This is a genomic window from Pseudomonas bijieensis, from assembly GCF_013347965.1.
In the GTDB taxonomy this organism is placed as follows: Bacteria; Pseudomonadota; Gammaproteobacteria; order Pseudomonadales; family Pseudomonadaceae; genus Aquipseudomonas; species Aquipseudomonas bijieensis.
This window is the reverse complement of sequence record NZ_CP048810.1, coordinates 4,137,692-4,164,153: the sequence shown is the minus strand read 5'-3', so window position 1 is coordinate 4,164,153 and position 26,462 is coordinate 4,137,692. Positions and strand designations below refer to the sequence as shown.

24 protein-coding genes are annotated in these 26,462 nt (G+C 61.4%); 10 read left to right on the top strand and 14 right to left on the bottom strand.

All coding sequences use genetic code 11. The features are described from left to right. Positions 1 to 49: 49 nt before the first annotated feature. The 6 genes from GN234_RS18135 to GN234_RS18110 form a co-directional block, all read right to left on the bottom strand. Positions 50 to 1,075, bottom strand: a complete 1,026-nt coding sequence (locus GN234_RS18135; RefSeq protein WP_109752875.1) for a DUF5924 family protein — start codon at positions 1,073 to 1,075, stop codon at positions 50 to 52. Between the two features lie 223 nt (positions 1,076 to 1,298). Then, a complete protein-coding gene (locus tag GN234_RS18130; protein ID WP_109752876.1) occupies positions 1,299 to 2,690 on the bottom strand; it encodes a M16 family metallopeptidase in 1,392 nt (463 codons plus the stop codon). 186 nt (positions 2,691 to 2,876) lie between these two features. Next, on the bottom strand, positions 2,877 to 4,535 hold the full coding sequence (locus GN234_RS18125; RefSeq protein WP_109752877.1) for a Na/Pi cotransporter family protein: 1,659 nt from the start codon (positions 4,533 to 4,535) through the stop codon (positions 2,877 to 2,879). Between the two features lie 337 nt (positions 4,536 to 4,872). Then, positions 4,873 to 5,640: a TerC family protein gene (locus GN234_RS18120; protein WP_109752878.1), complete on the bottom strand. Its 768-nt coding sequence runs from the start codon at positions 5,638 to 5,640 to the stop codon at positions 4,873 to 4,875. A 76-nt stretch (positions 5,641 to 5,716) separates the two neighbouring features. Next, positions 5,717 to 7,024 (bottom strand): CitMHS family transporter, encoded by a 1,308-nt coding sequence (locus GN234_RS18115; protein WP_109752879.1) that lies wholly within the window; start codon positions 7,022 to 7,024, stop codon positions 5,717 to 5,719. Positions 7,025 to 7,453: 429 nt separating this feature from the next. After that, the gene (locus tag GN234_RS18110) at positions 7,454 to 7,792 is read right to left on the bottom strand and encodes a DOPA 4,5-dioxygenase family protein (protein WP_176688865.1); all 339 of its coding nucleotides are present in this window, start codon (positions 7,790 to 7,792) and stop codon (positions 7,454 to 7,456) included. Between the two features lie 85 nt (positions 7,793 to 7,877). On the opposite strand from GN234_RS18110, the gene GN234_RS18105 reads away from it, so the two are divergent. Then, a complete protein-coding gene (locus GN234_RS18105) occupies positions 7,878 to 8,537 on the top strand; it encodes an NAD(P)-dependent oxidoreductase (protein ID WP_176688864.1) in 660 nt (219 codons plus the stop codon). Positions 8,538 to 8,542: 5 nt separating this feature from the next. Here the strand turns inward: GN234_RS18105 and GN234_RS18100 are convergent, their stop codons facing one another. Beyond that, positions 8,543 to 9,493: a choline sulfate utilization transcriptional regulator gene (locus GN234_RS18100; protein WP_134922214.1), complete on the bottom strand. Its 951-nt coding sequence runs from the start codon at positions 9,491 to 9,493 to the stop codon at positions 8,543 to 8,545. Between the two features lie 114 nt (positions 9,494 to 9,607). On the opposite strand from GN234_RS18100, the gene betC reads away from it, so the two are divergent. The 3 genes from betC (at position 9,608) to GN234_RS18085 (ending at position 13,787) form a co-directional block, all read left to right on the top strand. Beyond that, a complete protein-coding gene (gene betC / locus GN234_RS18095) occupies positions 9,608 to 11,122 on the top strand; it encodes a choline-sulfatase (RefSeq protein WP_176688863.1) in 1,515 nt (504 codons plus the stop codon). Positions 11,123 to 11,138: 16 nt separating this feature from the next. Beyond that, complete coding sequence (gene choX / locus GN234_RS18090) at positions 11,139 to 12,059, top strand: choline ABC transporter substrate-binding protein (protein ID WP_176688862.1); 921 nt, start codon at positions 11,139 to 11,141, stop codon at positions 12,057 to 12,059. Positions 12,060 to 12,218: 159 nt separating this feature from the next. Then, positions 12,219 to 13,787, top strand: coding sequence for a SulP family inorganic anion transporter (locus GN234_RS18085; protein ID WP_109752885.1), 1,569 nt, complete (start codon positions 12,219 to 12,221; stop codon positions 13,785 to 13,787). A 161-nt stretch (positions 13,788 to 13,948) separates the two neighbouring features. Here GN234_RS18085 and aroE read toward each other — a convergent pair whose 3' ends face one another. Together aroE and hemF are read right to left on the bottom strand one after the other, a co-directional pair. After that, positions 13,949 to 14,770, bottom strand: coding sequence for a shikimate dehydrogenase (gene aroE / locus GN234_RS18080; protein ID WP_176688861.1), 822 nt, complete (start codon positions 14,768 to 14,770; stop codon positions 13,949 to 13,951). A gap of 13 nt (positions 14,771 to 14,783) precedes the next feature. Continuing rightward, positions 14,784 to 15,698, bottom strand: coding sequence for an oxygen-dependent coproporphyrinogen oxidase (gene hemF, locus GN234_RS18075; protein ID WP_109752887.1), 915 nt, complete (start codon positions 15,696 to 15,698; stop codon positions 14,784 to 14,786). A 164-nt stretch (positions 15,699 to 15,862) separates the two neighbouring features. On the opposite strand from hemF, the gene GN234_RS18070 reads away from it, so the two are divergent. Beyond that, positions 15,863 to 16,840 (top strand): NADPH:quinone reductase, encoded by a 978-nt coding sequence (locus tag GN234_RS18070; RefSeq protein WP_176688860.1) that lies wholly within the window; start codon positions 15,863 to 15,865, stop codon positions 16,838 to 16,840. A gap of 290 nt (positions 16,841 to 17,130) precedes the next feature. Here the strand turns inward: GN234_RS18070 and GN234_RS18065 are convergent, their stop codons facing one another. From GN234_RS18065 to GN234_RS18055, 3 genes are all read right to left on the bottom strand, one after another. After that, on the bottom strand, positions 17,131 to 17,688 hold the full coding sequence (locus tag GN234_RS18065) for an L-threonylcarbamoyladenylate synthase (RefSeq protein ID WP_014335849.1): 558 nt from the start codon (positions 17,686 to 17,688) through the stop codon (positions 17,131 to 17,133). Positions 17,689 to 17,749: 61 nt separating this feature from the next. After that, positions 17,750 to 18,844 (bottom strand): DNA-processing protein DprA, encoded by a 1,095-nt coding sequence (gene dprA, locus GN234_RS18060; protein WP_176688859.1) that lies wholly within the window; start codon positions 18,842 to 18,844, stop codon positions 17,750 to 17,752. Between the two features lie 80 nt (positions 18,845 to 18,924). Beyond that, positions 18,925 to 19,950 carry a LysM peptidoglycan-binding domain-containing protein gene (locus GN234_RS18055; protein WP_176688858.1) on the bottom strand — a complete coding sequence of 342 codons (1,026 nt, stop codon included), beginning with the start codon at positions 19,948 to 19,950 and terminating at the stop codon, positions 18,925 to 18,927. A 169-nt stretch (positions 19,951 to 20,119) separates the two neighbouring features. On the opposite strand from GN234_RS18055, the gene def reads away from it, so the two are divergent. From def to GN234_RS18030, 5 genes are all read left to right on the top strand, one after another. Continuing rightward, entirely contained in the window at positions 20,120 to 20,626 is a 507-nt protein-coding gene (def, locus tag GN234_RS18050; protein ID WP_003196300.1) for a peptide deformylase, read from the top strand. A 71-nt stretch (positions 20,627 to 20,697) separates the two neighbouring features. Then, positions 20,698 to 21,657, top strand: coding sequence for a methionyl-tRNA formyltransferase (gene fmt / locus GN234_RS18045; RefSeq protein WP_176688857.1), 960 nt, complete (start codon positions 20,698 to 20,700; stop codon positions 21,655 to 21,657). Then, on the top strand, positions 21,654 to 22,964 hold the full coding sequence (gene rsmB, locus GN234_RS18040; protein ID WP_176688856.1) for a 16S rRNA (cytosine(967)-C(5))-methyltransferase RsmB: 1,311 nt from the start codon (positions 21,654 to 21,656) through the stop codon (positions 22,962 to 22,964). Before fmt ends, rsmB begins: the two co-directional genes overlap by 4 nt. Positions 22,965 to 22,989: 25 nt before the next feature. Further along, positions 22,990 to 24,363 (top strand): Trk system potassium transporter TrkA, encoded by a 1,374-nt coding sequence (gene trkA, locus GN234_RS18035; protein WP_116833842.1) that lies wholly within the window; start codon positions 22,990 to 22,992, stop codon positions 24,361 to 24,363. A 175-nt stretch (positions 24,364 to 24,538) separates the two neighbouring features. Then, positions 24,539 to 24,850, top strand: a complete 312-nt coding sequence (locus GN234_RS18030; protein WP_047229821.1) for a tetratricopeptide repeat protein — start codon at positions 24,539 to 24,541, stop codon at positions 24,848 to 24,850. A gap of 172 nt (positions 24,851 to 25,022) precedes the next feature. Here GN234_RS18030 and GN234_RS18025 read toward each other — a convergent pair whose 3' ends face one another. Both GN234_RS18025 and GN234_RS18020 read right to left on the bottom strand, forming a co-directional pair. Beyond that, positions 25,023 to 25,229, bottom strand: coding sequence for a hypothetical protein (locus tag GN234_RS18025; RefSeq protein WP_146206844.1), 207 nt, complete (start codon positions 25,227 to 25,229; stop codon positions 25,023 to 25,025). Between the two features lie 707 nt (positions 25,230 to 25,936). Further along, entirely contained in the window at positions 25,937 to 26,419 is a 483-nt protein-coding gene (locus tag GN234_RS18020; protein ID WP_176688855.1) for a hypothetical protein, read from the bottom strand. Between the last annotated feature and the right edge of the window lie 43 nt (positions 26,420 to 26,462).

Genomic DNA, 26,462 nt, shown 5'->3' with positions numbered 1-26,462 from the left:
CTCCATGCTCGTTCGACTTGAACAGCGCTACCTAATAGCACGGCCGCGGTCATTTTGCTTCGGGTGTGGCGGCGCTCACATTGAAACGCAGCACACCGATCATCTGGCCATTTTCCGTCAACACCCGCACCTGCCATTTGCCGGTCGGGTCATCCGGGAAGTTCTGTTTGTGGGTCCAGGCGCGATAGCCTTCCTTGCGTCCGCCATGGATGTCCAGGGCGATGCGGTCGACTTCTTTACCGTTGAACTGCCAGACATGATAAATCCGCTCATCGAGCCCACGCGGCGCGTTGATGGCCGTGTAGGCGTACAAGCCATTGCCGCGAATCTGGGCGGCGCTGACTTCCTTGAGACTGGCGCCCGGCGTGCGGTCCTCCAGTTGGGTGCTGATCGCCACTTCGGTCATCCACAGCGTGGCCGGCGGCACCCAGGAGCGCAGTACCCAGCCGGCGGCGCCAATGCCCAAGGTGATGCACAGGATTGCCAGGGCGTTGCGCACGGTGCGGATCGGGAAGATCGAGGCCAGGCTGGGAAACGACAGCAGCATGGCAATGCCCAGCGCCAGCTTGAAACTCTGGTCGGTGGTCAGGTGCAGGATGACCGGCAACGCGGTGAGCAGGGCGGCGAACAGCGTCAGCGTGTGCAACGCCAGGAACGCCCAGCGCCGCGGTGCCAGCCATTTGTAGTAGAGCGGGTCGGTGATCGAGATCAGCGCCGCGACCGTCAGCAGGCCGGTGAAAATCAGCTGGCTGCTGTTCCAGGTGGTCGTGATGAAGAAAAACGGCAAGACGAAAAACAGGCTCTCCTGGTGAATCATCTGCGTGGCGTAGCGCAACAGCGGCTGGGGTATTTCCCGCTTGAAAATCCGCGTGAACAGCCGGGTCATGCTGTTCTCGACCATCAGCCAGAGCCAGCTCACCAGCATCATGATGGCGATCCAGGTCGCCAGGCCCTGCTGGCGGTCCACCAACATGAAACTGCCGACCCCGGAGATGAAACCACCGAGCGCAATGACCCCGGGATAGCGCTTCATCAATTCAAGGATGCGCTGGACGTAGAGCGTCAGGTTTTGCATTCGGTGGTTTCACAGTAAGTCGTAGGAAATATCCCTGACAGAGTATCGTCAGGACATCGATGTGACGAGTGCTCTTGTGGCAAGTGGGATTTGCTGTGGGAGCAAAGCTTGCTCGTGAAACAGACGCCTCGGTTTCGGAAAGACCGCGTCGCGTCCATCGCGGGCAAGCCTTGCTCCCACACAGCAGACAGATGCCCTCGCCACAAATGTGGGCCGCCACGAATCATTCTTCGTTCGGTCGGGCCCTGCGGCGCACTTGCCACACCACCAACCCCAGCAACAGCAACCCCAGCACACCGCCCAGCCCCCACACGAGCTCATCGTCACTGAGCAACGGCTTCTCGATACGCAGGTAACCCGGGTCCTTGAGCAGTTCACGCAGGGCCACGTTGGCCTGTTCCAGGCTCACCCCCTGCAAGCGCACGGCCGGGTTGGCGAAGCGACCGTCTTCATAATCACCCAGGGCGCCCCAATAATAATCGGCCAGGGCGCTGTTACCTTGAACCGCCCAGGTCTGATGCGCGATGGCCGCGCGTTTGATGCGCATGAAACTGTCGGGATCGAGGCCATCCTTGAGCAGCGTATTACGCAGCTCCTCGAGCGCCTGTTCCGCTTGGGGTAGATCCTCGCGGGCCAGGTCCGCATTCAGGCTGAAGAAGCCGACGCCGCCGAACACCTCGCGCTCGGTCCACGGCCCGTAGGACAGGCCGCGGGCCAGGCGCAGTTGGCGATAGAGCGCCCAGTCCAGGTAATCCTTGAGCAGGTCGAAGGTTTCGTCATGCTGCTCGTCCAGCACCGGCTCCGGGAACAGCCAATGCAGCTTGGCGCTGTTGCCCACCAGGCCACGGATCAGGTTGCGTTTGGTGACCGCTTTGTAGCGGATCTGCGGCAGTGCCTCGTGCACGCTGGGTTCCACTGGCTCGAGTTCGCCAAAGGCGCGTTCCAGGTAGGCCGGCAGCAGTCGGTCGAGATCGCCGACCACGATCAGCGTCATGTTGTTCGGCGCATACCAGTCCTTGCGCACCTGCTTGAGCCGGGCAAGGGTGAGGTGTTCGACCTCGGCCCGTTCCGCGCAGCGCAGGCCCAACTCGACTGCGAGCTGATTGCTGGCCTTGTGGCCCAGGTCCTGATGATCGAGCCAGCGTTGCAGATGGGTGTAGTGGCCGCCGTCTTCGCGTTCCACCACCCGCTTGGCCGCCTCCAGGGCTTTTTCATCGAGGCGGGTGCGGGTCAACAACGCCAGTAGCAGGTCCAGGACTTTGCGTTGGTTGCGCGCCGGCGCTTCGATGACAAACGTGGTGTCGGCGTTGCTGGTGAAGGCGTTCCACTCGCCACCCAAGGCCTGCATGCGCTCCTCCAGGCCGCCTTCGCCACTCTCGTCGACGCCGCTGAACAGCAGGTGTTCGAGCAAATGGGGCAGTTCCTTGTCGGCGCAACTGAAGTCGTCCAGGCCCACGCCGACCACCAGGCGGATCGCCACATGCCCGCGCTCGGTGCCGGGCTTGAGCATCAGTTGCATGCCGTTGGGCAACGTATAACCTTCGACCTGGAACCGGTCCAGGGCAACCACGGGCAATGAGCCGAGCAAAAGAAAGGCGAGCAACAGACAACGCATAAGGGCTTCCTGGCGGCTGAGTGGAGATCCATGGTGCCGGGCAGGCCATCATCGGCGGATCGTCGCCCGGGGTCGGCTCGCTCCTCCTATCGAATCTATGGGGTTTTCATGACAGCGGGAGCAGGCGGGCCGGTGAACGGTTTCAGGCCCGAGCCATTGTTACTGACTGACCAACGCGCCAGTCGTTCACGGCGAATGGGTAATGTCGCTAATTTCATCCGCCGCCAGCGCGCCGATCTCGGACGTCTCCAGCACCACATAGGCGCTGCCGCAAAACAGCGAATTGAGGCGTCTCATGTCGGCGATCAGCTCCAGGTGCAGGGAACTGGTCTCCAGGCTTTGCACGACCTTGCGCTGCAGGCGGCTGACATGGGCATGGGCCATTCGCCGTTCCTGCGCCCGAAAGCGCCGTTTCTCACGCAGCAACTGGCGGGCGCTTTCCCGATCGGCACTGAGGAACACCGACAGGCCCAGCCGCAGGTTGGCGATCAAGTGGCTGTGCAGCCCGGCCAGCTCCTCCAGGCCTACCTCGGAAAACGAGCGCCGTTGCGAGGTCTTCTGCTGCTGGACCTTGCGCAACATGCGCTCGATGAGATCGCTGGCCAGCTTGAGGTTGATCGCCAGCTCGATGATTTCCGCCCAGCGACGGCTGTCCTGTTCACTAAGGTCCTCGCGGGGCATTTGCGCCATGTACAACTTGATGGCGCTGCACAACGCCTCAATGTCATCACTCATGCGCCGTACTTCCTGGGTGACCGCGGTCTGCTCGCCGCGCAGCACGTCGAGCATGGCTTCGAGCATGTTTTCAATCAGGTCGCCGATGCGCAGGGTTTCCCGGGCGGCGTTCGCCAGCGCCAGGCTTGGCGTGGCGAGGGCCGCGAGGTCCAGATGCCGGGGCGTGGCCGTGCCGTTGGTGTTCGGACGTTCCGGCAGCAACCATGTGCAGAGCCTGGCCATCGGCGCGACGCTGGGCAGCAGCACCAGGCAGCGCACGGCGTTATAGAGCAGATGGAAACCGATGACCGTTTCCTGAGGGCTGAAATCCAGGCCGTCCAGCCAGCCCACCAGCGGATCGAGCACTGGAATGATCAGCAACAGCCCGATCAGCTTGTACAACAGGCTGCCCAGCGCCACCTGGCGCCCGGCGGTGTTCTGCATGCTGGTACTGAGGAATGCCAGGACGCCGCTGCCGATGTTGGCGCCGATCACCAGGCCGATGGCCACTGGCAGGCTGATCACCGCGGCGCCGGCCAATGTCGCGGTCAACAGCACGGCGGCCAGGCTGGAATAGGAGATCATCGCGAACAGCGCACCGACCAAGGCATCGAGCAGGATGTCGCCGGTCAGCGAGGCGAAGATCACTTTCACGCCCTGGGCATGGGTGATGGGAGCGGCGGCTTCGACGATCAATTGCAGGGCCAGGATGATCAGGCCCAGGCCGATGCCGACCCGGCCCATTTGCCCGACGCGGGTCTGTTTGCGCGACAGGAAAAATATCACCCCGAGGAAAATCAGCAGCGGCGACAGCCACGAAAGGTCGAGGGTCAGCACCCGTGCCATCAGCGCGGTGCCGACATCGGCGCCCAGCATCGTCGCCAGGGCCGGGGTCAGCGCCATCAGGCCCTGGCCAACGAACGAGGTGACGAGCATGGCCGTGGCGTTGCTGCTCTGGACCATGGCCGTGACCATGATGCCGGCGACAAACGCCAGCCAGCGCCGGGACATGTTCTGGCCGATGACATGGCGCAGGTTCGAGCCATAGACCCGCAAGATGCCGGTACGCACGATATGCGTGCCCCAGATCAGCAGGGCCACGGCGGAGAGCAAATTCAGCAGGGTCAGCATGAGGAGCCCCCTGTTAGCGTCCCAAAGGGACAAATTGACGATGCCACATTCTTCTTTCTTGTACTTAAGCTGTAGTTGCCGAACGGTTCGAGCGCCAGCATTGCACAGCTAAAGATGGCTTTGAAACAAAACTGTCATAAAAAACCATTCACCAAAGACACCACGAAACCCTGTGGGAGCGAGCCTGCTCGCGATAGCGGTCTGTTAGCCAATGAAGATATTGAATGTTGCGGCCTCATCGCGAGCAGGCTCGCTCCCACAGGTTTTGCATCCGGTTACCTTCCGGCAGGCATGAAAAAGGGGCTCGAAAGCCCCTTCATTCATTGCCCCGCAACCCTTACTGGCCCGGAACATCCTTACGCAGTTTCACCGGATCCTGCTGCTTGCGCTTGCGGGCAATCGCCGTGCGCATCTTGATGTTGATCGCTTCCACCGCCAGGGAGAAGGCCATGGCGAAGTAGACGTAGCCTTTTGGTACGTGCACGTCGAACGATTCGGCGATCAGCACGGTACCGACCACCAGCAGGAACGACAGCGCCAGCATTTTCAGCGACGGGTGCTTGTCGATGAACTCACTGATGGTGGCCGAGGCCAGCATCATCACCAGCACGGCAACGATGATCGCCGCCACCATCACCGGTACGTGGGAGACCATGCCGACGGCGGTAATGACCGAGTCCAGGGAGAACACGATGTCGATGATCGCGATCTGGATGATGGTGTAGATGAAATTGCCGCCCTTGCCCGCAGGCTCGTCGTTGGTTTCATCTTCGCCTTCCAGCGCGTGGTACATCTCCTGGGAGCTTTTCCACAGCAGGAACAGGCCACCGAAGAACAGGATCAGGTCACGACCGGAGATACCCTGGCCGAACACTTCGAACAAGTCGGCGGTCAGGCGCATGACCCAGGTGATGGACAGCAGCAACAGGATCCGCGTGACCATGGCCAGCGCCAGGCCGAAGATCCGGGTGCGCGCCTGCATGTGCTTGGGCATGCGGCTGACCAGGATCGAGATCATGATGATGTTGTCGATACCCAGGACAATTTCCAGGGCGGTCAGGGTAAAGAAGGCAACCCAGATTTCCGGGTTGGTCAGCCATTCCATGTGAGTTCCTTTGAGCGAGTGTTAAACCACGACGCCAGCGATGAGCTGGCGGCGTAGTCGTTTGATGCCGTTACAGTTACAGAGTGCTGAACAGCGGGAAAGTCCCCAACAGCAATGCCGCAACCAGTATGCACAGGCAGACCAGTACTGCCCACTTCAGGGTGAAACGTTGGTGATCGCCGAACTCGATCCCGGCCAGCGCTACCAGCAGGTAGGTCGATGGTACGAGCGGGCTCAGCAGATGGACCGGTTGGCCGACGATCGAGGCCCGGGCCATTTCCACCGCGGTGATGCCGTAGTGGCTGGCCGCTTCGGAGAGCACTGGCAACACACCATAGTAAAACGCGTCGTTCGACATGAAGAACGTGAATGGCATGCTTACCAGCGCCGTGATCACCGCCAGGTACGGGCCGAGGAAATCAGGGATCACCGCCAGCAGGCTTTTCGACATGGCATCGACCATGCCGGTGCCGGACAGGATACCAGTGAAAATACCTGCTGCGAAAATCAGACTGACCACCGACAACACGCTGCCGGCATGAGCCGCGACGCGATCCTTCTGCTGTTGCAGGCAAGGGTAGTTGACGATCATCGCGATACTGAACGCCACCATGAACAGCACGGGGAGCGGCAGGAGGCCGGCGATCAGGGTGCACATCAACGCCAGGGTCAACAGGCCGTTGAACCAGATCAGCTTCGGACGGCGAGCATCCGGGAACTGCGAAACGCTGATTTCGCTGTGATCGATCTCGTCGCCGACCAGGTGCAATTCACCCAGGCGCGCCCGTTCACGCTTGCCGTAGAAGTAGGCAATCACCAGGATCGCCACCACGCCGGCGGCCATCGCAGGAATCATCGGCACGAAGATGTCGGACGGGTCCACGTGCAGCGCACTGGCCGCGCGGGCCGTCGGACCGCCCCACGGGGTCATGTTCATCACGCCACCGGCGAGGATGATCAGGCCAGCCATGATGCGCGGGCTCATGCCGATGCGGCTGTAGAGCGGCAGCATCGCGGCGACGCAGATCATGTAAGTGGTCGCGCCGTCACCATCGAGGGAAACGACGAGCGCCAGGACGGCGGTACCGACCGAAACTTTCAACGGGTCGCCCTTGACCAGCTTGAGGATCTTGCGCACGGCCGGGTCGAACAGGCCGGAGTCGATCATCAGGGCAAAATACAGAATCGCGAACATCAGCATCACCCCGGTCGGGGCGAGCTTGGTGATGCCTTCGAGCATCATCGGGCCGATCTTCGGCGCAAAACCACCGAACAGGGCGAACAGGATCGGGATGATGATCAAGGCGATCAGCGCGGACAGGCGCTTGGTCATGATCAGGAACATGAACGTGATGACCATGGCGAAGCCAAGGAAAGTCAGCATAGGAAATACTCCAGGCGTGGCGTGGCGCGGCGGGCAAAGGCGAACCGGATGGGTCAGCGCAGGATGCAGGGCTCGGGACGGACGGATGGAGTGGGTGCAGCGGGACGGGTAGCAGCGGACATCAGAATCACCATTGTTGTTGTTAAAAGGGCCGAACGAGCCTTTGGAGCTCGCCTCTGGCCACCGGTCTTTTGCCGGTAGTGGGGGCGATCCTAATCGCGCAAGCTTTCAGCCAGCTTTCGCAACGCCAGGGAATGATGAGTCGTGATGATGCTGCGACGAGCAGTGTTCTTGTGGCGAGGGGATTTATCCCCGCTGGGGCGCGAAGCGGCCCTAATCAATGATCACGCCGTGTCAGCTCAAATGCGTAATGTCCTTTTGGGCCTGCTGCGCAGTCCAGCGGGGATAAATCCCCTCGCCACAGAAACCTCAGGGGTTTGCTTTAAAGGCCGAAAGATCCAATGGCCGCACCGCGCCCATCCAGATCGCGTGCTCGGTGTGGTCCATCAAGTCATCGCCCGTATCCGGGTGCATGAAAATCACCAACCCCTTGCGATTGAGCGCCAACCACGGCAGGACCACGCCGATGTACTGCGGATCGAGCGCCAGCTGACAGCTCCAGTCCGGGTGCGGGCCGACCGGGCGTTGGTGGACGCGGCCCATTTTCAGCGGGAACAGTTGCGCCGCTTCCTCGCACAGGGCCCGGGCCTGGTCGAGGGTATTGGCGTCGAAATACACGTGGGCGTGGTAGCCCTTGATCCGCTGCATCTGTCACTCCTTGAAAAAGAGGCCGAACCCTCGCCGTTTTCCGCGGGTCAGAGGCCTTATACGCGGAAAAAAAGGAAAAACAGCCATGAAAAACGCCGAAACCCCGGTCATCAAAGTGGTGCTCTATGGTGCCATGAGTAGTCTCGGCAGTGCGTTGATGGCTGAAATGCTACGGCGCCAGCACGAAGTCATCGCCATTCTCGACGATCTCACCGCCCTGGCTCCACGCCCGGGCTTGCGGACCAAGACCGGTGATCTTTTCGACCCCGAGCGGGTCAAGCAGAGTGTGGCCGGCGCCAGTGCCGTGGTGTGTCTGTTGAATGCGCCAGGGTTGCCGATGAACAGCGAACAAGTGGAACGCACATTGATTCCCGGCCCCGTAGAGCAAGTATTGGCTGTGGATTCACTGATCGCCGGCATGCAGGCGGTGAATATTCCACGGCTGTTCCTGGTGGGTGACTTCGCCGTGCTCGACGAAGAGCCGACGGATGACGATTTGCAGCGCCATGCCGCCGAAGAAGTACTCGATGCGTTGAAGAACAGCACCTTGCAGTGGACCTTGATCAATGCGCCTTACGCCGCGCCAGGCTTGGGCATCGAGCATTTCAGCCAAGTCAGTACGAGCCTGGAGCCTGGAATGGCCGAATCCCTGGAGCGGCTCAACCGGGTGGCGGTCGGCATCGCCGATGAGCTGCGCCTGAACCTGCATGTGGGCGAGCACGTCAGTTTTATCGCGGCCGTGTAGGCGCGTTAAACGGCAATGGAAGGCAGCGGCAGTCCGGTGAGCGATTCGGCACTGTTGGCCTGTTCTTCCATCAGCCAATCGACGAATTGCCTGATCAATACGCCGCGCCGTTTGCGCTGGGGCAGGACCACGTAATACCCCAGCCGCGACAGCACCGTTTCAGCGATCGGACGACACAGCAGCCCCTGTGCCAATAAGTTATCCACAAGGTGACGCCAGCCGATGGCCACGCCCTGGCCGCCAATCGCCGCCTGGATCAGCAGCGTGTAGTTATCGAAGCGCAACTGCCCTGGCGCCGGCGGTGAAGTGATGCCCAGCTCGCGAAATACGCCACTCCAATCGAACCAACTGCTGCTGTTGCCCGCGCGCAGGTGCAGCAACGGAAATTCCGCCAAGGCCTGGGCAGGCAAGGGCAGAGGGCGTTCCTTGAGCAGCAGCGGGCTACACACGGGAAAGACTTCTTCGCTGAACAGCCAGCGACTTTCGCCTTGTTTGAAGCGACCATCGCCGAATAGCACGGCAACGTCGATATCGGTCCGGAGCATGTTGTGGTTGCGCTCGCTGGTCACCAGGCTGACGTCCACCTGCGGGTTGGCCGCGTGAAAGCGATGCAGGCGCGGCATCAGCCAATAGGCGGCGAACGCGAAGTCCGTGGCGACTTGCAGCACTTCGTGTTGATGCTGGGCGGTGATCGCGCTCAACCCGGCATCGATGCTCTGCAAGCCGGCCTGTACCTGCTCGAACAGGATCGTCCCGGCCTCGGTCAGTTCGATGCCGCGGTAGATGCGGTCGAACAGCCGCGTACCCAGTTGTTCTTCCAGGCGTTTGATCTGTTGGCTGATGGCCGGTTGCGTGGTGCCCAGCTCAATCGCCGCCGCCGTGAAGCTTTGCTGGCGCGCCGCGGCTTCAAAGGCGCGGAACAGTTCCAGAGACAGGTCACCCAGGGCGTCATACATAAGCTGTGCTTATCCTAGTCATTATCCTGTATGGGCTTTACCCCAAAACCCGGGGGCTACATGCTCAATCGCAGCAATGTCGCATAACTGCCTACTATGGAATGCCGCGAATACATGAAGCGCAAGAACATTCTTTTCATCATGGCCGATCAAATGGCCGCGCCAATGTTGCCGATCTACGGTCCTTCGCCGATCAAGCTGCCCAACCTGTCGCGTCTGGCCGCCGAGGGCGTGGTGTTCGATGCTGCCTATTGCAACAGCCCGCTGTGCGCCCCGTCGCGTTTTACCCTGGTGAGCGGCCAATTGCCGAGCAAGATCGGTGCGTACGACAACGCGGCGGATTTCCCGGCGGACGTGCCGACCTACGCCCATTACCTGCGGCGCCTTGGCTATCGCACGGCGCTGTCCGGCAAGATGCACTTTTGCGGGCCGGACCAGTTGCACGGCTACGAAGAGCGCTTGACCAGTGACATTTACCCGGCCGACTACGGCTGGGCGGTGAACTGGGACGAGCCGGATGTGCGGCCGAGTTGGTACCACAACATGTCGTCGGTGTTGCAGGCCGGGCCGTGCGTGCGCACCAACCAGCTGGATTTCGATGAAGAAGTGGTGTTCAAGGCCCAGCAGTACCTGTTCGACCACATCCGCGAGGACGGTGACCAGCCGTTTTGCCTCACCGTATCGATGACCCACCCACACGACCCGTACACGATTCCCAAGGCGTTCTGGGATTTGTATGACGACAACGACATCCCTTTGCCGCAGACCCCGGCGCAAACAGAACTCGATCCACATTCCCAGCGACTGCTGAAGGTCTATGACCTGTGGGACAAGCCACTGCCTGTGGATAAGATTCGTGATGCCCGTCGTGCCTACTTCGGCGCCTGCAACTACATCGACAGCAACGTCGGCAAACTCCTGCAAACCCTGGAAGACACCGGTTTGCTGGACGACACCATCATCGTGTTCTCCGGCGATCATGGGGACATGCTCGGCGAAAAGGGCCTCTGGTACAAAATGCACTGGTTCGAAATGGCTGCCCGCGTACCGTTGCTGATCAGTGCGCCGGGGCAGTTCGCCAGCGGCCGGGTGAGCGCAGCCGTGTCCACCGCCGACTTGCTGCCGACCCTGGTGGAGCTGGCCGGCGGCACGCTGGAGCCGGGCTTGCCGCTGGATGGCCGCTCACTGGTGCCGCATCTGCAAGGGCAGGGCGGGCATGACGAAGTCTTCGGTGAATACATGGCCGAAGGCACCATCGGCCCATTGATGATGATCCGCCGCGGCCCGTGGAAATTCATCTACAGCGAAGATGACCCATGCCTGCTGTTCGACGTGCGCAACGACCCGAAGGAACTGGAAAATCTCAGCCAATCCCCCGAGCATCAATCCGTGTTCGCCGATTTTCTCGCCGAGGCGCGCGCCAAATGGGACATTCCGACGATTCACCAACAGGTGCTCGCCAGCCAGCGACGCCGCCGTTTCGTCGCCCAGGCGCTGACCCTGGGCAAACTCAAGAGCTGGGACCACCAGCCGCTGGTGGACGCCAGCCAGCAGTACATGCGTAACCACATCGACCTCGACGATCTGGAGCGCAAGGCCCGTTATCCACAACCCTGCCAAAACCAATAACGTAAGGGGCAAACACATGCAAAAGTTATCCACAGTACTGACCGCCGGGCTGTTGGCGTTGAGCAGTGCTTCGGCGTGGGCCGAGCAAAGCTGCGAAACCGTGAAGATGGCCGACCCGGGCTGGAGCGACATCGCCGCGACCAATGCGATCACCGGTTTCCTGCTGGACGGGATGGGCTACAAGGCCAAGGTCGACACCCTTGCGGTGCCCATCACCTTCGGTGGCCTCAAGGACGGCCAGGTGGATGTGTTCCTGGGTAACTGGATGCCGGCGCAGCAGGGTTTCTACGACAAGTTCGTCGCCACCGGCGATGTCACGCAATTGGCCAAGAACCTGGACGGTACGGAATTCACCCTGGCGGTACCGGACTATGTCTGGGACGCGGGTGTGCATAACTTTGCCGACCTGAACAAATTTGCCGACAAGTTCGAGAAGAAGATCTACGGCATCGGTTCCGGCGCCCCGGCCAACCTCTCCCTGAAAGAAATCATCAAGACCAATGACTTCGGCATGGGCGAGTGGAAACTGGTGGAATCCAGCGAACAGGCGATGCTGGCGGAAGTTTCTCGGGCCGTGAAGAAACAGAAGTTCGTGACCTTCCTCGGCTGGACCCCGCACCCGATGAACGTGCAACTGAAAATGCACTACCTCAAGGGTGGCGAGAAGTACTTCGGCGACACCGGCAGCGTCTATACCTTGACCCGCAAGGGTTATGCACAGGCCTGTCCGAACGTTGGCAAGCTGTTGACCAACCTGAGCTTCACCCAGGAAATGGAAAACAGCATCATGTCCGAGGTGGTGAACAACAAAGTCAGCAACGCCGATGCGGCCAAGGCCTGGATCAAGGCGAATCCGGCGGTGCTGGATAAGTGGCTGGACGGCGTGAAGACGGTGGACGGCAAGGATGCGTTGGCGGCGGTGAAGGCCAAGCTCTAGGCATAATCGCGAGCCGCTTTTGTGGCGAGGGAGCTTGCTCCCGCTGAACTGCGCAGCGGTCCCAATTTTTGCGGCCGCTGCGCGACCGAGCGGGAGCAAGCTCCCTCGCCACATTGGTTCACCTGATACTCTTGCGCCAAACCCCATCCTTGAGGCTCCATGGCAATCCCCACGCGCCGTTCACTCTTGCCTTTCCTGAACTGGCTGCCCCGGCAGACCCGTGCCAGTGTCGGCCGTGACCTGATCGTTGGCCTCAGCGGCGCGATTCTCGCGTTGCCGCAATCCATCGCCTACGCCCTGATTGCCGGTTTGCCACCTGAATACGGCTTGTACGCGGCGATTGTCCCGGTGTTGATCGCTTGCTTGTGGGGCTCGTCCTGGCACCTGATCTGCGGTCCTACGGCGGCGATTTCCATCGTCCTGTATGCCAGCGTCAGCCCTCTGGCCGTGCCCGCCACTGATGACTACGTGACCTTGATCCTGTTGCTGACAGTGTTGGCCGGTATTTTCCAGTGGCTGCTGGGGTTGTTGCGGTTCGGCGCGCTGGTGAATTTCGTCTCCCACTCGGTGGTGCTGGGGTTCACCCTGGGGGCGGCGGTGGTGATTGCGCTGGGGCAGTTGCCGAACCTGCTGGGTCTCGACCTGCCGAACGAAGCCACGGCGTTGAAAGGCCTGCTGATGTTGCTCAGCCACATCGAGGCTGTGGATAAGCCGTCGTTGCTGCTGGGAATCGGCACTTTGGTGCTGGGCGTGGTGCTCAAGCGTTTGCTGCCACGTTGGCCGAGCCTGTTGATAACCTTGGTCATCAGCAGCCTGGTGGTCTGGCTGTGGCCGGCGATGTTCGGGCATGTGGCGCTGGTCAGTGCCTTTGCCGGGCGCCTGCCACCTTTCACGCCGCTGCCGCTGGACCTGGAGTTGATCCTGCGCCTGCTGCCCGGTGCGGTCGCGGTGGGCATGCTCGGGTTGGTCACCAGTCTGTCCATCGCCCGCTCGTTGTCGGTGCGTTCCGGGCAGTTGCTCGATGCGAATCAGGAGGTGAGGGCGCAGGGGCTTTCCAACATCGTTGGCGGATTTTTCTCCGGGTCATTGTCAGCCGGTTCCTTTACCCGTTCCGGCCTCAGCTATGAAGCCGGGGCCTGCTCGCCGTTGGCCGGGGTGTTCTCGGCCTTGTGGGTGGCGTTGTTTGCGGTCGCCGGGGCGAATCTGATCGCGCACATCCCGATTCCAGCCATGGCCGGCAGCATTCTGTTGATCGCCTGGGGGCTGGTGGACCATCGCGGCCTCCGCGCGTTGTACCGGGTCAGCCGTGCCGAATTCGTGGTGATGAGCCTGACCTGCCTGGCCACGTTGCTGCTGGAGCTGCAAACCGCCATCTATGCCGGTGTGTTGGCCTCGCTGTTCTTTTACCTCAAGCGCACCTCGCAGCCGCGAGTGCAGCATTTTCGCGAAGGGGAAGCGGAGATCCTGCGGGTCGGCGGCTCGATCTTTTTCGGGGCCAGCCATTACCTGCAAGCGCGCCTGCAACGGTTGCAGGCGCAGCGGGTGGTCATCGATGCCCAGCAGATCAACTTCATCGATTATTCCGGGGTGGAAATGCTCCATCAGGAAGCCCGGCGCCTGCTTAGCCAAGGGCGTAGCCTGACCTTGCGCATGGCCCGGCCCCAGGTGGTGGAGGAGTTGCTGAAGTTGGAGGGGGCGCAGAAGTGCCCGATTCATTTCGAAGACTAGGGCTTAAGGTAGGCATACCCTGTGGCGAGGGAGCTTGCTCGCTGGGCTGCGAAGCAGCCCTAGACTTTAGTACCGTGTGGTCAGTTTTGCGGGCGCTTCGCACCCGAGCGGGAGCAAGCTCCCTCGCCACAGTTCACAGTTCACAGTTCACAGTTCACAGTTCACTGCGCCAGTTGGCGGCGCAACTCGGCCAGCACCGGCGCAGTGTCCGGGCGAACCCCGCGCCACAGGTAGAAGGCTTCGCCCGCCTGTTCGGCCAACATGCCCAGGCCATCCATCGCCACCGCCGCACCGTGTTCGCTGGCCCAACGGCAGAATGAGGTCGGTTCCTTGCCATACATCATGTCGTAGCAAACCGTCTTGCCCGGCTCGATCAAGCTTGTGGCAATCGGCGGCACGTCCCCCGACAGGCTTGCGGAGGTGGCATTGATGATCAGGTCCACCGGCTCTTGCAGCCAATCGAAGCCACTGGCCGAGACCGGGCCCAGATCGGCGAACAACTCGGCCAGCAATTCGGCTTTTTCCAGCGTGCGGTTGGCGATGATCACCGAGGCCGGCGCTTCGGCCAGCACGGGTTCCAGGGCGCCACGCACCGCACCGCCGGCGCCCAGCAACAGGATGCGCTTGCCCTTGAGGCTGAAGCCGGCGTTGACGGTCAGGTCCCGGACCAGCCCGGCGCCGTCGGTGTTGTCCCCCAGCAGGCGACCGTCAGCCAGTTTGCTCAACGTATTGACCGCCCCGGCCCGCTGGGCGCGTTCGGTCAGGCTGTCGGCCAGGCGGAAGGCGTCCTCCTTGAACGGCACCGTGACATTTGCCCCACGACCTTCGCGGAAAAATTCCCGGGCGCAGCCGACGAAATCCTCCAGGGGCGCCAGCAGCGTGCTGTAGTCCAGGGTTTGTCCGGTCTGCTCGGCAAACAGGCGATGGATCAACGGCGACTTGCTGTGGCCGATCGGGTTACCCATTACAACGTAGCGGTCCATGGATAATCCTCGTTCAGGCCGTCGCCAGCCAATCGCGATCCTGCAGGAAATACTCGGTCAGCCGCGCTTCTTCGCTGCCCGGCTCGGCTTTCCAGTCATAGCCCCAGCGCACTTGCGGCGGCAGCGACATCAGGATCGATTCGGTACGCCCGCCCGATTGCAGCCCGAACAGGGTGCCGCGGTCGTAGACCAGGTTGAATTCCACGTAGCGTCCACGGCGAAACTCCTGGAACTCCCGCTGTTTGGCGGTGAACGCGTCGTGCTTGCGGCGGCGCACGATCGGCAGGTACGCCTCGATGTAGGCGTCGCCGATGGCGCGAATGAAGGCGAAGCAGGTGTCGAAACCCCACTCGTTCAGGTCATCGAAGAACAGGCCGCCAATGCCCCGGGGCTCGTTGCGATGCTTGAGGTGGAAGTAGCTGTCGCACCAGGCCTTGTAGCGCGGATACACCTCGGGGCCGAACGGCGCGCAGGCCTGCTCGGCGACACGGTGCCAATGGACGCAGTCTTCTTCCACGCCGTAGTACGGCGTCAGGTCGAAGCCGCCGCCAAACCACCAGACCGGCTCTTCGCCTTCCTTTTCGGCGATGAAGAACCGCACGTTGGCGTGGGAGGTCGGCACATGGGGGTTGTGTGGGTGGATCACCAGCGACACGCCCAGGGCTTCGAAGCCGCGCCCGGCCAGTTCCGGCCGATGGGCGCTGGCCGAGGGTGGCAGGCCACTGCCGAAGACGTGGGAAAAGTTGACGCCGCCCTTTTCGATCACCGTGCCGTTTTCGATCACGCGCGTGCGACCGCCACCACCGGCTGGCCGGGTCCAGGCATCTTCGACGAAGCGAGTGCCGCCGTCCTCGGTTTCCAGGGCGGTGCAGATACGGTCTTGCAAGTCGAGCAGGTAGGCTTTCACGGCCTCGGTGCGAGTGGACATGACATCACCTTGTTCAGGGCTACGCTACGCGGCGTATAGCGGGCCGGTGGCAAATGGGCGCACAGGATACCACCGCACTTGCCGACACCACAGTTGACGACGGTCAAGCTTAGGAGTCCGATAGAAGGCTTGGTTAAAAGTCCCGCGACAAGGAGAAAGTGAAGATGGCCAAACGTATCCAGTTCAGTTCCCACGGCGGTCCCGAAGTGCTCGAGTACGTCGGCTACCAGCCTGCCGAGCCGGGCCCGCAGCAGGTGCGCGTCAGCAACAAGGCGATCGGCCTGAATTTCATCGACACCTACTACCGCAGCGGTCTTTATCCGCCGCCAGCGTTGCCGTCGGGCCTGGGTGCCGAGGGCGCGGGGGTGGTCGAGGCGGTCGGTTCAGATGTCACGCGGTTCAAGGTCGGCGACCGGGTGGCGTACGGCAGCGGCCCACTGGGGGCCTACAGCGAGGTGCATGTGTTGCCCGAGGCCAACCTGGTGCACCTGCCCGAATCCATCAGTTTCGAACAGGCCGCTGGCGTGATGCTCAAGGGCCTGACCGTGCAATACCTGTTGCGCCAGACCTATGAACTCCAGGGCGGCGAAACCATCCTGTTCCACGCCGCTGCCGGTGGCGTGGGTTCCTTGGCCTGCCAGTGGGCCAAGGCCCTGGGCGTGAAGCTGATCGGCACCGTCAGCTCGCCGGAAAAAGCCGCCATCGCCAAAGCCCATGGCGCCTGGGAAACCATTGACTACAGCAAGGAAAACGTCGCACAGCGGGTGCTGGAGCTGACTGACGGCAAGAAAGTGCCCGTGGTGTACGACGGAGTGGGCAAGGACACCTGGCTGACCTCCCTGGACAGCGTCGCCCCCCGTGGCCTGGTGGTCAGCTTCGGCAATGCATCGGGTGCGGTGGAAGGGGTGAACCTGGGGATTCTCTCGGCCAAGGGCTCGCTGTACGTCACCCGCCCGACCCTGGCGACTTACGCCAACAACGCCGAAAACCTGCAACGCATGGCCGATGAGCTGTTCGGGATGATCAATAGCGGCAAGATCACGGTGGACATCAACCAGCGTTATCCACTGGCGGAAGCGGCCAAGGCTCATACCGAGTTGTCGGCGCGGCGCACGACCGGGTCGACCATTCTCCTGCCCTGAAATTCGGTGATCCTGGATTGAAAAACCTGTGGGAGCGAGCCTGCTCGCGATGGCGGTGGATCAGCCAACATCAATGCTGGCTGACCTGACGCCATCGCGAGCAGGCTCGCTCCCACACTCGGTCTGTGGTGTTCATAAATGCTGTGTTCACCACAAAACCTTTGTGGGAGCGGGCTTGCTCGCGAAAGCGGTGGGTCAGCTTGCATCAATGTTGGATGTGCCGGCGCCTTCGCGAGCAAGCCCGCTCCCACACATGGGATCTGTGTCGAAGAGGGGATGTGTGTTCGCGCCTAGTCCGGCCGCACCACTTTGCCGGTCGCCAGGTCGCGAATCACGCTGGGGTTCTTGCGCCCGCCCAGGTTGCCGCCCAACACCAGGTCGATCTGCCCGCGAAAATACTGCTCGACACGAATCCGCGTGCGCGCCGCCGGGCGTCCTTGCGGGTTGGCCGAGGTGGACACCAACGGCCCCACCAGTGAGCACAAATCACGCACGGTAGGATGGTCGCTAACCCGCAGCGCGACGGTGTCGTGCACCCCGGTGATCCATTCCGGCAACAGGTTCTGGTGCGGCACCAGCCAGGTATTGGGCCCGGGCCAGGTGCTGGCCATGCGGTCCATCCAGGTTTCGGGGAAGTCTTCGAACAGAAAGTCGAACTGGTGGATGTTGTCCGCCACCAGGATCAGCCCCTTGTCGGGCAGCCGCGACTTGATCGCCAGCAGGCGTTCCACCGCCTCCTCGTTCCACGGGTCGCAGCCCAGGCCCCATACCGCTTCGGTTGGATAGGCAATCACCGCCCCGGCGCGAATTTCTCGCGCGGCTTGTTGCACACGCCAACTGTTGACCATGAAAGATTCTCCCGCAACGCAAATAAGGCTGTGGGCAGTTTACCGATCTTCCTCATAAAACCTAGCGCGCGAACCAGCGTCCGTTGTCGCAGGTGGCGCGTCCTTCCATTTCCAGCTCGGTCAGCGCCGCCAGCACCTTGGGCAAACCCCAACCGCTGGCGTCGGCCAACGCCTCGCTGCTCAGCGGCGCGGCATGCAGCAGGCGTAGCAGCGGATGGGTCACCGGCTCAGGCATCGCAGCCAACGGCAACTGCTGCCAACCGCGCAACGCTTCGAGGATGTGCTCGACGGTTTCCACCAGTGCGGCACCGTCGCGGATCAACTGATGGCAGCCTCGGGCCCCGGGGTGATGGATCGATCCAGGGATGGCGTACACCTCGCGGCCCTGTTCCGCCGCCAGTCGGGCGGTGATCAGCGAGCCGCTGGCGACACTGGCCTCGACCACCAGCACACCCAGGGACAAACCGCTGATGATCCGGTTGCGACGCGGAAAGTTGCTGGCATGGGGCGCGGCGTCCAACGGGAACTCCGACACTACCGCGCTGCCTTGGGCAATCATCGCGTCCGCCAGCCGATGATTGCGCTGTGGATAAAAATTTTCCAGGCCGGTGCCCAGCACCCCGACGGTGCGCCCGCCCACATCCAGCGCCGCCTGATGGGCCGCCGCATCGATACCCAGGGCCAGGCCGCTGGTGATGACGAAACCGGCCCCGGCCAGGCTTCGGGAAAACGCCGCCGCGGTGTCCATGCCTGGCCGCGATGCCCGGCGACTGCCGACCATCGCCAGCTGGGGTTTTTCCAGAATGGTGGAATCGCCAGCGACGAACAGCAGTGGCGGCGCGTCGCTGATTTGCGCCAGCAGCGCCGGGTAGTCGGGTTGGTCCCACATCAGTAAATGCTGGCCCGCGCGCTCTAGCCAGGCCAATGCGTGGGCGGCGCCGTCACGCACATCCGGGCTGCGCCGGGCCTCGGCGCAGGCCAGCGGCAAGCCCAATGCGCGCCAGGCGCTGGCCGGTGCACTGATGGCCTTGGACGCCGAGCCGAAGGCCTCCATCAGGGTCATGAACCGCTTGGGTCCCAGTTCCGGCAAGCGGTGAAGGCGTAGCCGGGCCTCCAGTTCCGCAGGGGAAACCGGAGCAGATTCAGGTAGTGACATGCGATCATCCTTGACCGTTATAAGCCCCGTACAAACGGGAACAAGCTGTGGATAACTCTGTTGGTAACTTGTGAGACCCGTTATGGATTACGGACCTTGTCGAGCACTGCCAACGAGCGCGAGGCGTACAGCACCAGGCCGTAGCTGAGCTTGTCGTAAGTGCGGAACACCATCAGCAGGCCGGCCCGCTCATCGGGGATTTTCACCGACTCGCCGGTGATGCGGTCGCGTACGGTTTCCCCGGTCTTCATCACCGCCAGCACATTGCCTTCGGTCAGTCCGTCACGGCGGCCTTTGTTCAGGGTGACCACGTCCAGCGCGCCGATCTGGGTCACGCCCCGGGGCACGTCCAGGATCAACCCGTTGATGTCAGATTTCGGCGCGCTGGGCATGAACGTCGAATTGATCGAGCGCTCTTCGCCGCTGAACAGGCGATCACCCAGGCGTACTTCCTGGGTGGTGCGTTGCAGGGCCAGGGTGGTGACGTCGCCTTCGGTGGCGACCACCTCGCCACCGCCGATGTCGTCGGCGTTGATGCCCAAGAATTCCTTGGTCTCTGGATCGGTGTAGACCTTGCCCTGGCGGAAGATGCCGTAGGCCGACTGGCCCGCATCGAACGAGCCACGGGCAAAGACCCGATCCCCCATGCCGCTGAGGACCCGCTCGGCGTTGCCGGCGACGATGTACGGCGCCTTGTTGAACTCCTCAGGCGTGTCGACGATGCGATTGCTCAGCAAAAAACTGTTGATGGCTTGCAACGGGATGCTCGGGATGGCATCGGCCACCGGCGAGCTGCGAATGCGCGGCGACAGCTTGATCGTGCCGCGCGAGGCGCCGCGATTGAGGGTCAGGCGCGGTTGGCCGTTGACGTAGACCAGCGACAGGGTATCGCCGGGATAGATCAGGTTGGGGTTTTCGATCTGCGGGTTGGCCTGCCAGAGCTCCGGCCATTTCCACGGCTCGCGCAGGTATTTGCCGGAAATGTCCCAGAGTGTGTCCCCCGTCACCACTGTGTATTGCTGGGGAAAACCTTCCCGAAGTTGCACTTGCCCGTGCGCGATACCGGCCGAGACCAGGAGCAGCAGGGCGAGTAGTGATTTCCTCATGCGGTGAATCCCTTTATTATGTGCGTTCGCGTAAAACGCCAGAGCCCCCGTGGCTCGCTCCGTGAGGCGCTATTCTTCACAAGAGCAACGTTTTACAACGGTAGCCTGCATCCCAAGACACGCCAGGCCAGCCACCCGACTTTACCTCACACGTGCATTTATCAAGCTTATGGCCATTTTGAACATTCTCGAATTCCCGGACCCGCGCCTGCGCACTATCGCCAAACCGGTGGCCGTAGTGGACGACGAAGTGCGTCAGTTGGTCGACGACATGTTTGAAACAATGTATGAGGCGCCAGGCATCGGCCTCGCCGCGACCCAGGTCAACGTGCACAAGCGTATCGTCGTGATGGACCTCTCCGAAGACCGCAGCGAGCCGCGGGTGTTCATCAACCCCGAGTTCGAAACCCTGACCGACGAGATGGACCAATACCAGGAAGGCTGCCTCTCGGTGCCGGGCTTCTACGAAAACGTCGACCGCCCACAGAAGGTCAAGATCAAGGCCCTGGATCGCGACGGTCAACCTTACGAACTGATCGCCGAAGGCCTGCTGGCGGTGTGCATCCAGCACGAGTGTGACCATCTCAACGGCAAGTTGTTCGTCGATTACCTGTCGACCCTCAAGCGTGACCGGATCAAGAAAAAACTGGAAAAACTTCATCGCCAGAATGCTTGATGCCCCCCTTCAAAGGCTTGCCGCGGCAAGCCTTTTCCTTTTTGCGACTGCTTTGTAACTGAGAGCTTCCCATGACTGAGCCACTGCGCATCGTCTTTGCCGGCACTCCCGAATTTGCCGCCGAACACCTCAAGGCCCTGCTGGCCAGCCCCCACGAAATCGTCGCGGTCTACACCCAGCCGGATCGCCCGGCCGGTCGCGGGCAAAAACTGATGCCCAGCCCGGTCAAGCAGCTGGCCCTGGAGAATGGTCTCCTGGTGTTGCAGCCGCCGACCCTGCGTGATGCCCAAGCCCAGGCCGAACTGGCGGCGCTGAAGCCGGATTTGATGGTGGTGGTCGCCTACGGCCTGATCCTGCCGCAAGTGGTGCTGGACATCCCGCGCCTGGGTTGCATCAACAGCCACGCCTCGCTGCTGCCACGCTGGCGCGGTGCGGCGCCGATCCAGCGCGCCGTGGAAGCCGGCGACGCGATGAGCGGCGTCACGGTGATGCGCATGGAAGCCGGCCTGGACACCGGGCCGATGCTGCTCAAGGTCAGCACCCCCATCAGCGCCGAAGACACCGGCGGCAGTCTGCATGATCGCCTCGCATTGATCGGCCCGCCGGCCGTGGTCCAGGCCATTGCCGGCCTGGCCGCCGGCACGCTGGAAGGCGAAGTGCAGGATGACAGCCTCGCCACCTACGCGCACAAACTGAACAAGGACGAGGCCCGCATCGACTGGAGCCGCCCGGCCATCGAGCTGGAGCGCCTGGTAAGGGCCTTCAACCCCTGGCCGATCTGCCACAGCACCTTGAACGGCGAAGCCCTGAAAGTGCTGGCCGCCAGCCGCACCGAAGGCAAGGGCACACCGGGTGAAATCCTCAGTGCCAGCAAGGACGGTCTGGTGGTGGCCTGCGGTGAGCAGGCGTTGTGCCTGACACGCCTGCAACTGCCCGGCGGCAAGGCGCTGAGCTTCAGCGATTTGTTCAACAGCCGCCGTGAGAAATTTGCCGTCGGCACCCATCTCGGCCAAGCGACGGACGCCTCATGAACCCGCGTCTGGCCGCCGCCAAGGCACTCGCCGCAGTACTCAGCGGGAAAGCCTCGCTGAACAGTTCCCTGCCGACCCAACTGGACAAGGTCGAAGACCGTGATCGCGGCTTCACCCAGGACCTGGCGTTCGGCACCGCCCGTTGGCAGCCTCGGCTGTCGGCCCTGGCGGCCAAGCTGTTGCAGAAGCCCTTCAAGGCCGCCGATGCCGACGTCGAGGCGCTGCTGCTGGTGGGGCTCTATCAACTGCTCTACACCCGCGTTCCGGCCCACGCCGCCATCGGCGAAACCGTGGGCTGCGCCGACAAGCTGAAAAAGCCCTGGGCCAAGGCCCTGCTCAATGCTGTGTTGCGCCGCGCCCAGCGAGAAAGCGAAACCCTGCTGGCCGAACTGGAACACGATCCGGTGGTGCGCACCGCCCACCCGCGCTGGTTGCAGAAATCCCTGAAGGCGTTCTGGCCCGAACAATGGGAAGCCATTTGCGCGGCCAACAATGCCCATCCGCCGATGATCCTGCGGGTCAACCGTCGCCACCATAGTCGCGACGCCTATTTGGCATTACTGGGCGAGGCGGGCATCCCGGCTATCCCATGCCAGTACAGCCGCGACGGTATCGTGCTGGAAACCCCCGGCGATGTGCGTGCACTACCGGGTTTCGCCGAGGGCTGGATCAGCGTCCAGGACGAAGCCGCCCAACTGGCCGCCGACCTGCTGGAACTGGCGCCCGGCCAACGGGTGCTGGACGCCTGCTGCGCACCGGGGGGCAAGACTTGTCACATCCTCGAGGTCGAGCCAAAGCTGGCCGGCGTGGTAGCGGTGGACCTGGAAGCCAAGCGCCTGGTGCGGGTGAAGGAAAACCTCGAACGCCTGGGCCTGGAGGCTGAACTGATCGCCGCCGATGGCCGCGACACCGCGACCTGGTGGGACGGCAAGCCGTTCCAACGCATCCTCCTCGACGCGCCATGCTCGGCCACCGGTGTGATCCGCCGCCATCCGGACATCAAGCTGACCCGCCAGCCGGACGACATCGCCGCACTGGCCGTGTTGCAGGGCGAACTGCTCGACGCCCTGTGGTTGACCCTGGAAGTGGGCGGCATGCTGCTCTACGCCACCTGTTCGACCTTGCCGACCGAGAACACCGAAGTGATCGACGCCTTCCTCGCCCGCACCCCGGGCGCCCGGGAGCTGGACATCGCCAGCCAGGCCGGCCTCAAGCAGCCCCATGGCCGCCAGTTGCTGGCCCAGGAAGGTGGGCATGACGGGTTCTACTACGCCAAGCTGATCAAGATCGCCGCCGCACGCGGTTAAAACCGATTCGATAGGGAGTGAGTGGATGAAAATCATCATCCTCGGCGCAGGGCAGGTCGGTGGTTCGCTGGCGGAACACTTGGCCAGCGAGGCCAACGACATCACCGTGGTCGACACCGACGGCGAACGCCTGCGCGACCTCGGTGACCGCCTCGACATCCGTACCGTACAAGGTCGCGGCTCTTTGCCTACGGTGCTGCGCCAGGCCGGCGCCGACGATGCCGACATGCTCGTGGCGGTGACCAACAGCGACGAAACCAACATGGTCGCCTGTCAGGTGGCCCATACGTTGTTCCACACCCCGACCAAAATCGCCCGGGTGCGCGAAGCGGCCTACCTGACCCGCGCCGACCTCTTCGACAACGAAGCGATCCCGGTAGACGTGCTGATCAGCCCCGAGCAGGTGGTGACCAACTACATCAAGCGCCTGATCCAACACCCGGGCGCCTTGCAGGTGATCGACTTCGCCGAAGGCAAGGCGCAACTGGTGGCGGTCAAGGCCTACTACGGCGGGCCGCTGGTGGGTCAGCAGCTGCGCCAGTTGCGCGAGCACATGCCGAATGTCGAGACCCGGGTCGCGGCGATCTTCCGTCGTGACCGACCGATCCTGCCCCAGGGCGACACGGTGATCGAAGCCGACGACGAAGTGTTCTTCATCGCCGCCAAGGCGAACATTCGCGCGGTCATGAGCGAAATGCGTCGCCTGGACGAGAACTACAAACGCATCGTCATCGCCGGCGGCGGGCAGATCGGCGAACGCCTGGCCGAAGCCATCGAAAGCCGCTATCAGGTCAAGATCATCGAGATGAATCCGGCCCGCTGCCGCTACCTCTCGGACACCCTCGACAGCACCGTGGTATTGCAAGGCAGTGCCTCGGACCGCGACCTGCTGCTGGAAGAAAACATCGCCGACGCCGACATCTTCCTGGCCCTGACCAACGACGACGAAGCCAACATCATGTCGTCGCTGCTGGCCAAGCGCCTGGGGGCGAAGAAGGTCATGACCATCATCAACAACCCAGCCTACGTCGACCTGATCCAGGGCGGTGACATCGACATCGCCATCAGCCCGCAACTGGCAACCATCGGCACCTTGCTCGCCCACGTACGCCGTGGCGACATCGTCAGCGTGCACTCCCTGCGCCGCGGCGCGGCCGAAGCCATCGAGGCGATTGCCCATGGCGACGCCAAGTCCAGCAAAGTCATCGGCAAGGCCATCCGCGACATCGGCCTGCCACCCGGCACCACCATCGGCGCAATCATCCGCGACGAAGAAGTACTGATCGCCCACGATGACACCACCATCCAGACCGGCGACCATGTGATCCTGTTCCTGGTGGACAAGAAGCACATTCGCGACGTCGAGAAGCTGTTCCATGTGGGGTTGAGTTTCTTCTGATCCAAAGTATGCAGTGACAGGAAGGGCCTCATCGCGAGCAGGCTCGCTCCCACAAGGGGGAGGTGTTCACAGTATTTGTGAGCAATGGCGATCCTCTGTGGGAGCGAGCCTGCTCGCGATAGCTATCTAACACTCGACAGACCAATCACTGACACAACCCCAGAGGACCTTCCCCATGCTCGACTCCCTGGAAAAAATGCTCGCCAAGGGTGTGGATAACTCACTGCTGCGCTTCGGCCTGGGCAAGGGTTACCTGGACCTCGGCGAATTCGCCCGGGCAGCCGAACATTTCCAACGCTGCGTCGAACTCGATCCCAAGTATTCGGCTGCATGGAAACTATTGGGCAAAGCCCATCAAGGCCAAGGCGACCTACCAGCCGCCCGCCAAGCCTGGGAACAAGGCCTTGAAGCCGCCCGCGCCCATGGCGACAAACAGGCCGAAAAGGAAATGACGGTGTTCCTCAAAAAACTGGATCGCCACCCCTGACACCCACCCCCTCGTGGCGAGGGAGCTTGCTCCCGCTTGAGTGCGAAGCACTCATAGAAAAGCGGCCAATCCTCTGGCCGCTTTTAGCCGAAACAAAGACTGCAAGCAATGAAGTTTGGGTTTCGGGATAGTTGGCAACATGGTAGAGCGTCTGCTCTCGATCAATAGGCGGTTATGTATATTCTAGGTGAATTTCAATATGGGAACCTGTACCTGACGAATCAAATACTTGTTTTCGATCTTTTACGCGGTAAGAATTTTGTTCCCAAAATCCCGTAACGTTATCACCAGGATATGGAATCATTTCGAGGATAGCAGCGGTGTCATAATATTTATTACCATTTGGCTCTATATAAGACAACGTGATTTTATTAGCCATTTTTAGCTCCTCATGAATCTGGTTGTGATTATCCTTAGTACAACCCTTCCAATCCTTGAAGGAAGTGACTGTGAACAGGAGTCTTCTCTATGTTATACGCCTGATGCATCCAGTTCTCATGGCTCTCCATATTGTAGCGCTCCTGAGCTCAACCGATAGTAGCTAATCCTATTCAAGTTCAATAGAGATGTGAGAGCCTGTGCCCTCTTTAGTGAAATTATATGTTCTTTGTTTGACTGTATATGTTGCATTTCCCCAATATCCCCAGACCTTATCTCCAGGGCTTGGTAGCATCCAGCTGATGAAGGCGGAACTGTCAACTGAGCCTTGACCTGCGACGTTCAGAATAACTCTCATTTTAAATTCCTCACTGGGTTGGGTGTGATCTTTTAAGCACAAGCTATCTATCCCTGAACGGAAACATTTAATACAGGGTTTTTCCTGCTGTGCACCCTCATTCAAGATTAAAGGAAAGCCGCTGTCTCCTGTCAGAGATAACAGTGGCGACGAACGGTTCAAACTCTTGGATGCAAATCATACGTGACAACTCCACTGGCCTTGTGGCGCTGGGGTCGCCTATCCACTGCGCTTTTAAGGTGTACGAGAAAGAAGAAACCGGGGGACAGACCACGATTTGGGCTCACCTGTAATCGGACTGTTTCATATTCGTGGTCTGTTCCCGTTTCCCCAAGACAACACCTCAACCCTTAGGTTGAATAGAACGTAAGCACGCTCTCATATATTGCTGCGTCTTGAGTTATCAGTAAGAGGCGACAGGCGCCAAGCAGAGCATGCACGGGTTGTAAATCTTCAATTTGTGCCCAGAACGCGTCGACCTTATCGCTCTCTCCGAACGGTTTAAGTGCGATAGCGTTGCTGAGTTTGGAGAGCCTCGCCCGATCAGGCAAGCGCTCAAAAACGTACCATTCATCAAAGCCCGGCGTGGGCAACTGATCGATATCCGTAATGATAGGACTGATCGCCAAGTCACCTACACGTTGCCACCCGCTAGCGATTTCAACGGCGCTAAGGCTATAGGGCCCGCTATCCGACGCAGCAATCGCCACATAACGCCCATGTACGAGCTGAGGAAGCTGGTGTATGAGGTCACCCAGGTTAACGTCGTATCCATCGTGCCAGTCGAGAGTGCGGTAGCCCGCGTGCGCCCCGGTATGCAGTTTGGTTGTCATGTATTTCCTTTGAGGATCAGCGATGACAAAAAAGGGATTTATC

Coding starts and splice junctions, on each gene's coding strand:
- GN234_RS18135 (WP_109752875.1), bottom strand. CDS start 1,075: ATGCAAAACCTGACGCTCTACGTCCAGCGCATCCTTGAATTGATGAAG.
- GN234_RS18130 (WP_109752876.1), bottom strand. CDS start 2,690: ATGCGTTGTCTGTTGCTCGCCTTTCTTTTGCTCGGCTCATTGCCCGTG.
- GN234_RS18125 (WP_109752877.1), bottom strand. CDS start 4,535: ATGCTGACCCTGCTGAATTTGCTCTCCGCCGTGGCCCTGCTGATCTGG.
- GN234_RS18120 (WP_109752878.1), bottom strand. CDS start 5,640: ATGGAATGGCTGACCAACCCGGAAATCTGGGTTGCCTTCTTTACCCTG.
- GN234_RS18115 (WP_109752879.1), bottom strand. CDS start 7,024: ATGCTGACTTTCCTTGGCTTCGCCATGGTCATCACGTTCATGTTCCTG.
- GN234_RS18110 (WP_176688865.1), bottom strand. CDS start 7,792: ATGCAGCGGATCAAGGGCTACCACGCCCACGTGTATTTCGACGCCAAT.
- GN234_RS18105 (WP_176688864.1), top strand. CDS start 7,878: ATGAAAAACGCCGAAACCCCGGTCATCAAAGTGGTGCTCTATGGTGCC.
- GN234_RS18100 (WP_134922214.1), bottom strand. CDS start 9,493: ATGTATGACGCCCTGGGTGACCTGTCTCTGGAACTGTTCCGCGCCTTT.
- betC (WP_176688863.1), top strand. CDS start 9,608: ATGAAGCGCAAGAACATTCTTTTCATCATGGCCGATCAAATGGCCGCG.
- choX (WP_176688862.1), top strand. CDS start 11,139: ATGCAAAAGTTATCCACAGTACTGACCGCCGGGCTGTTGGCGTTGAGC.
- GN234_RS18085 (WP_109752885.1), top strand. CDS start 12,219: ATGGCAATCCCCACGCGCCGTTCACTCTTGCCTTTCCTGAACTGGCTG.
- aroE (WP_176688861.1), bottom strand. CDS start 14,770: ATGGACCGCTACGTTGTAATGGGTAACCCGATCGGCCACAGCAAGTCG.
- hemF (WP_109752887.1), bottom strand. CDS start 15,698: ATGTCCACTCGCACCGAGGCCGTGAAAGCCTACCTGCTCGACTTGCAA.
- GN234_RS18070 (WP_176688860.1), top strand. CDS start 15,863: ATGGCCAAACGTATCCAGTTCAGTTCCCACGGCGGTCCCGAAGTGCTC.
- GN234_RS18065 (WP_014335849.1), bottom strand. CDS start 17,688: ATGGTCAACAGTTGGCGTGTGCAACAAGCCGCGCGAGAAATTCGCGCC.
- dprA (WP_176688859.1), bottom strand. CDS start 18,844: ATGTCACTACCTGAATCTGCTCCGGTTTCCCCTGCGGAACTGGAGGCC.
- GN234_RS18055 (WP_176688858.1), bottom strand. CDS start 19,950: ATGAGGAAATCACTACTCGCCCTGCTGCTCCTGGTCTCGGCCGGTATC.
- def (WP_003196300.1), top strand. CDS start 20,120: ATGGCCATTTTGAACATTCTCGAATTCCCGGACCCGCGCCTGCGCACT.
- fmt (WP_176688857.1), top strand. CDS start 20,698: ATGACTGAGCCACTGCGCATCGTCTTTGCCGGCACTCCCGAATTTGCC.
- rsmB (WP_176688856.1), top strand. CDS start 21,654: ATGAACCCGCGTCTGGCCGCCGCCAAGGCACTCGCCGCAGTACTCAGC.
- trkA (WP_116833842.1), top strand. CDS start 22,990: ATGAAAATCATCATCCTCGGCGCAGGGCAGGTCGGTGGTTCGCTGGCG.
- GN234_RS18030 (WP_047229821.1), top strand. CDS start 24,539: ATGCTCGACTCCCTGGAAAAAATGCTCGCCAAGGGTGTGGATAACTCA.
- GN234_RS18025 (WP_146206844.1), bottom strand. CDS start 25,229: ATGGCTAATAAAATCACGTTGTCTTATATAGAGCCAAATGGTAATAAA.
- GN234_RS18020 (WP_176688855.1), bottom strand. CDS start 26,419: ATGACAACCAAACTGCATACCGGGGCGCACGCGGGCTACCGCACTCTC.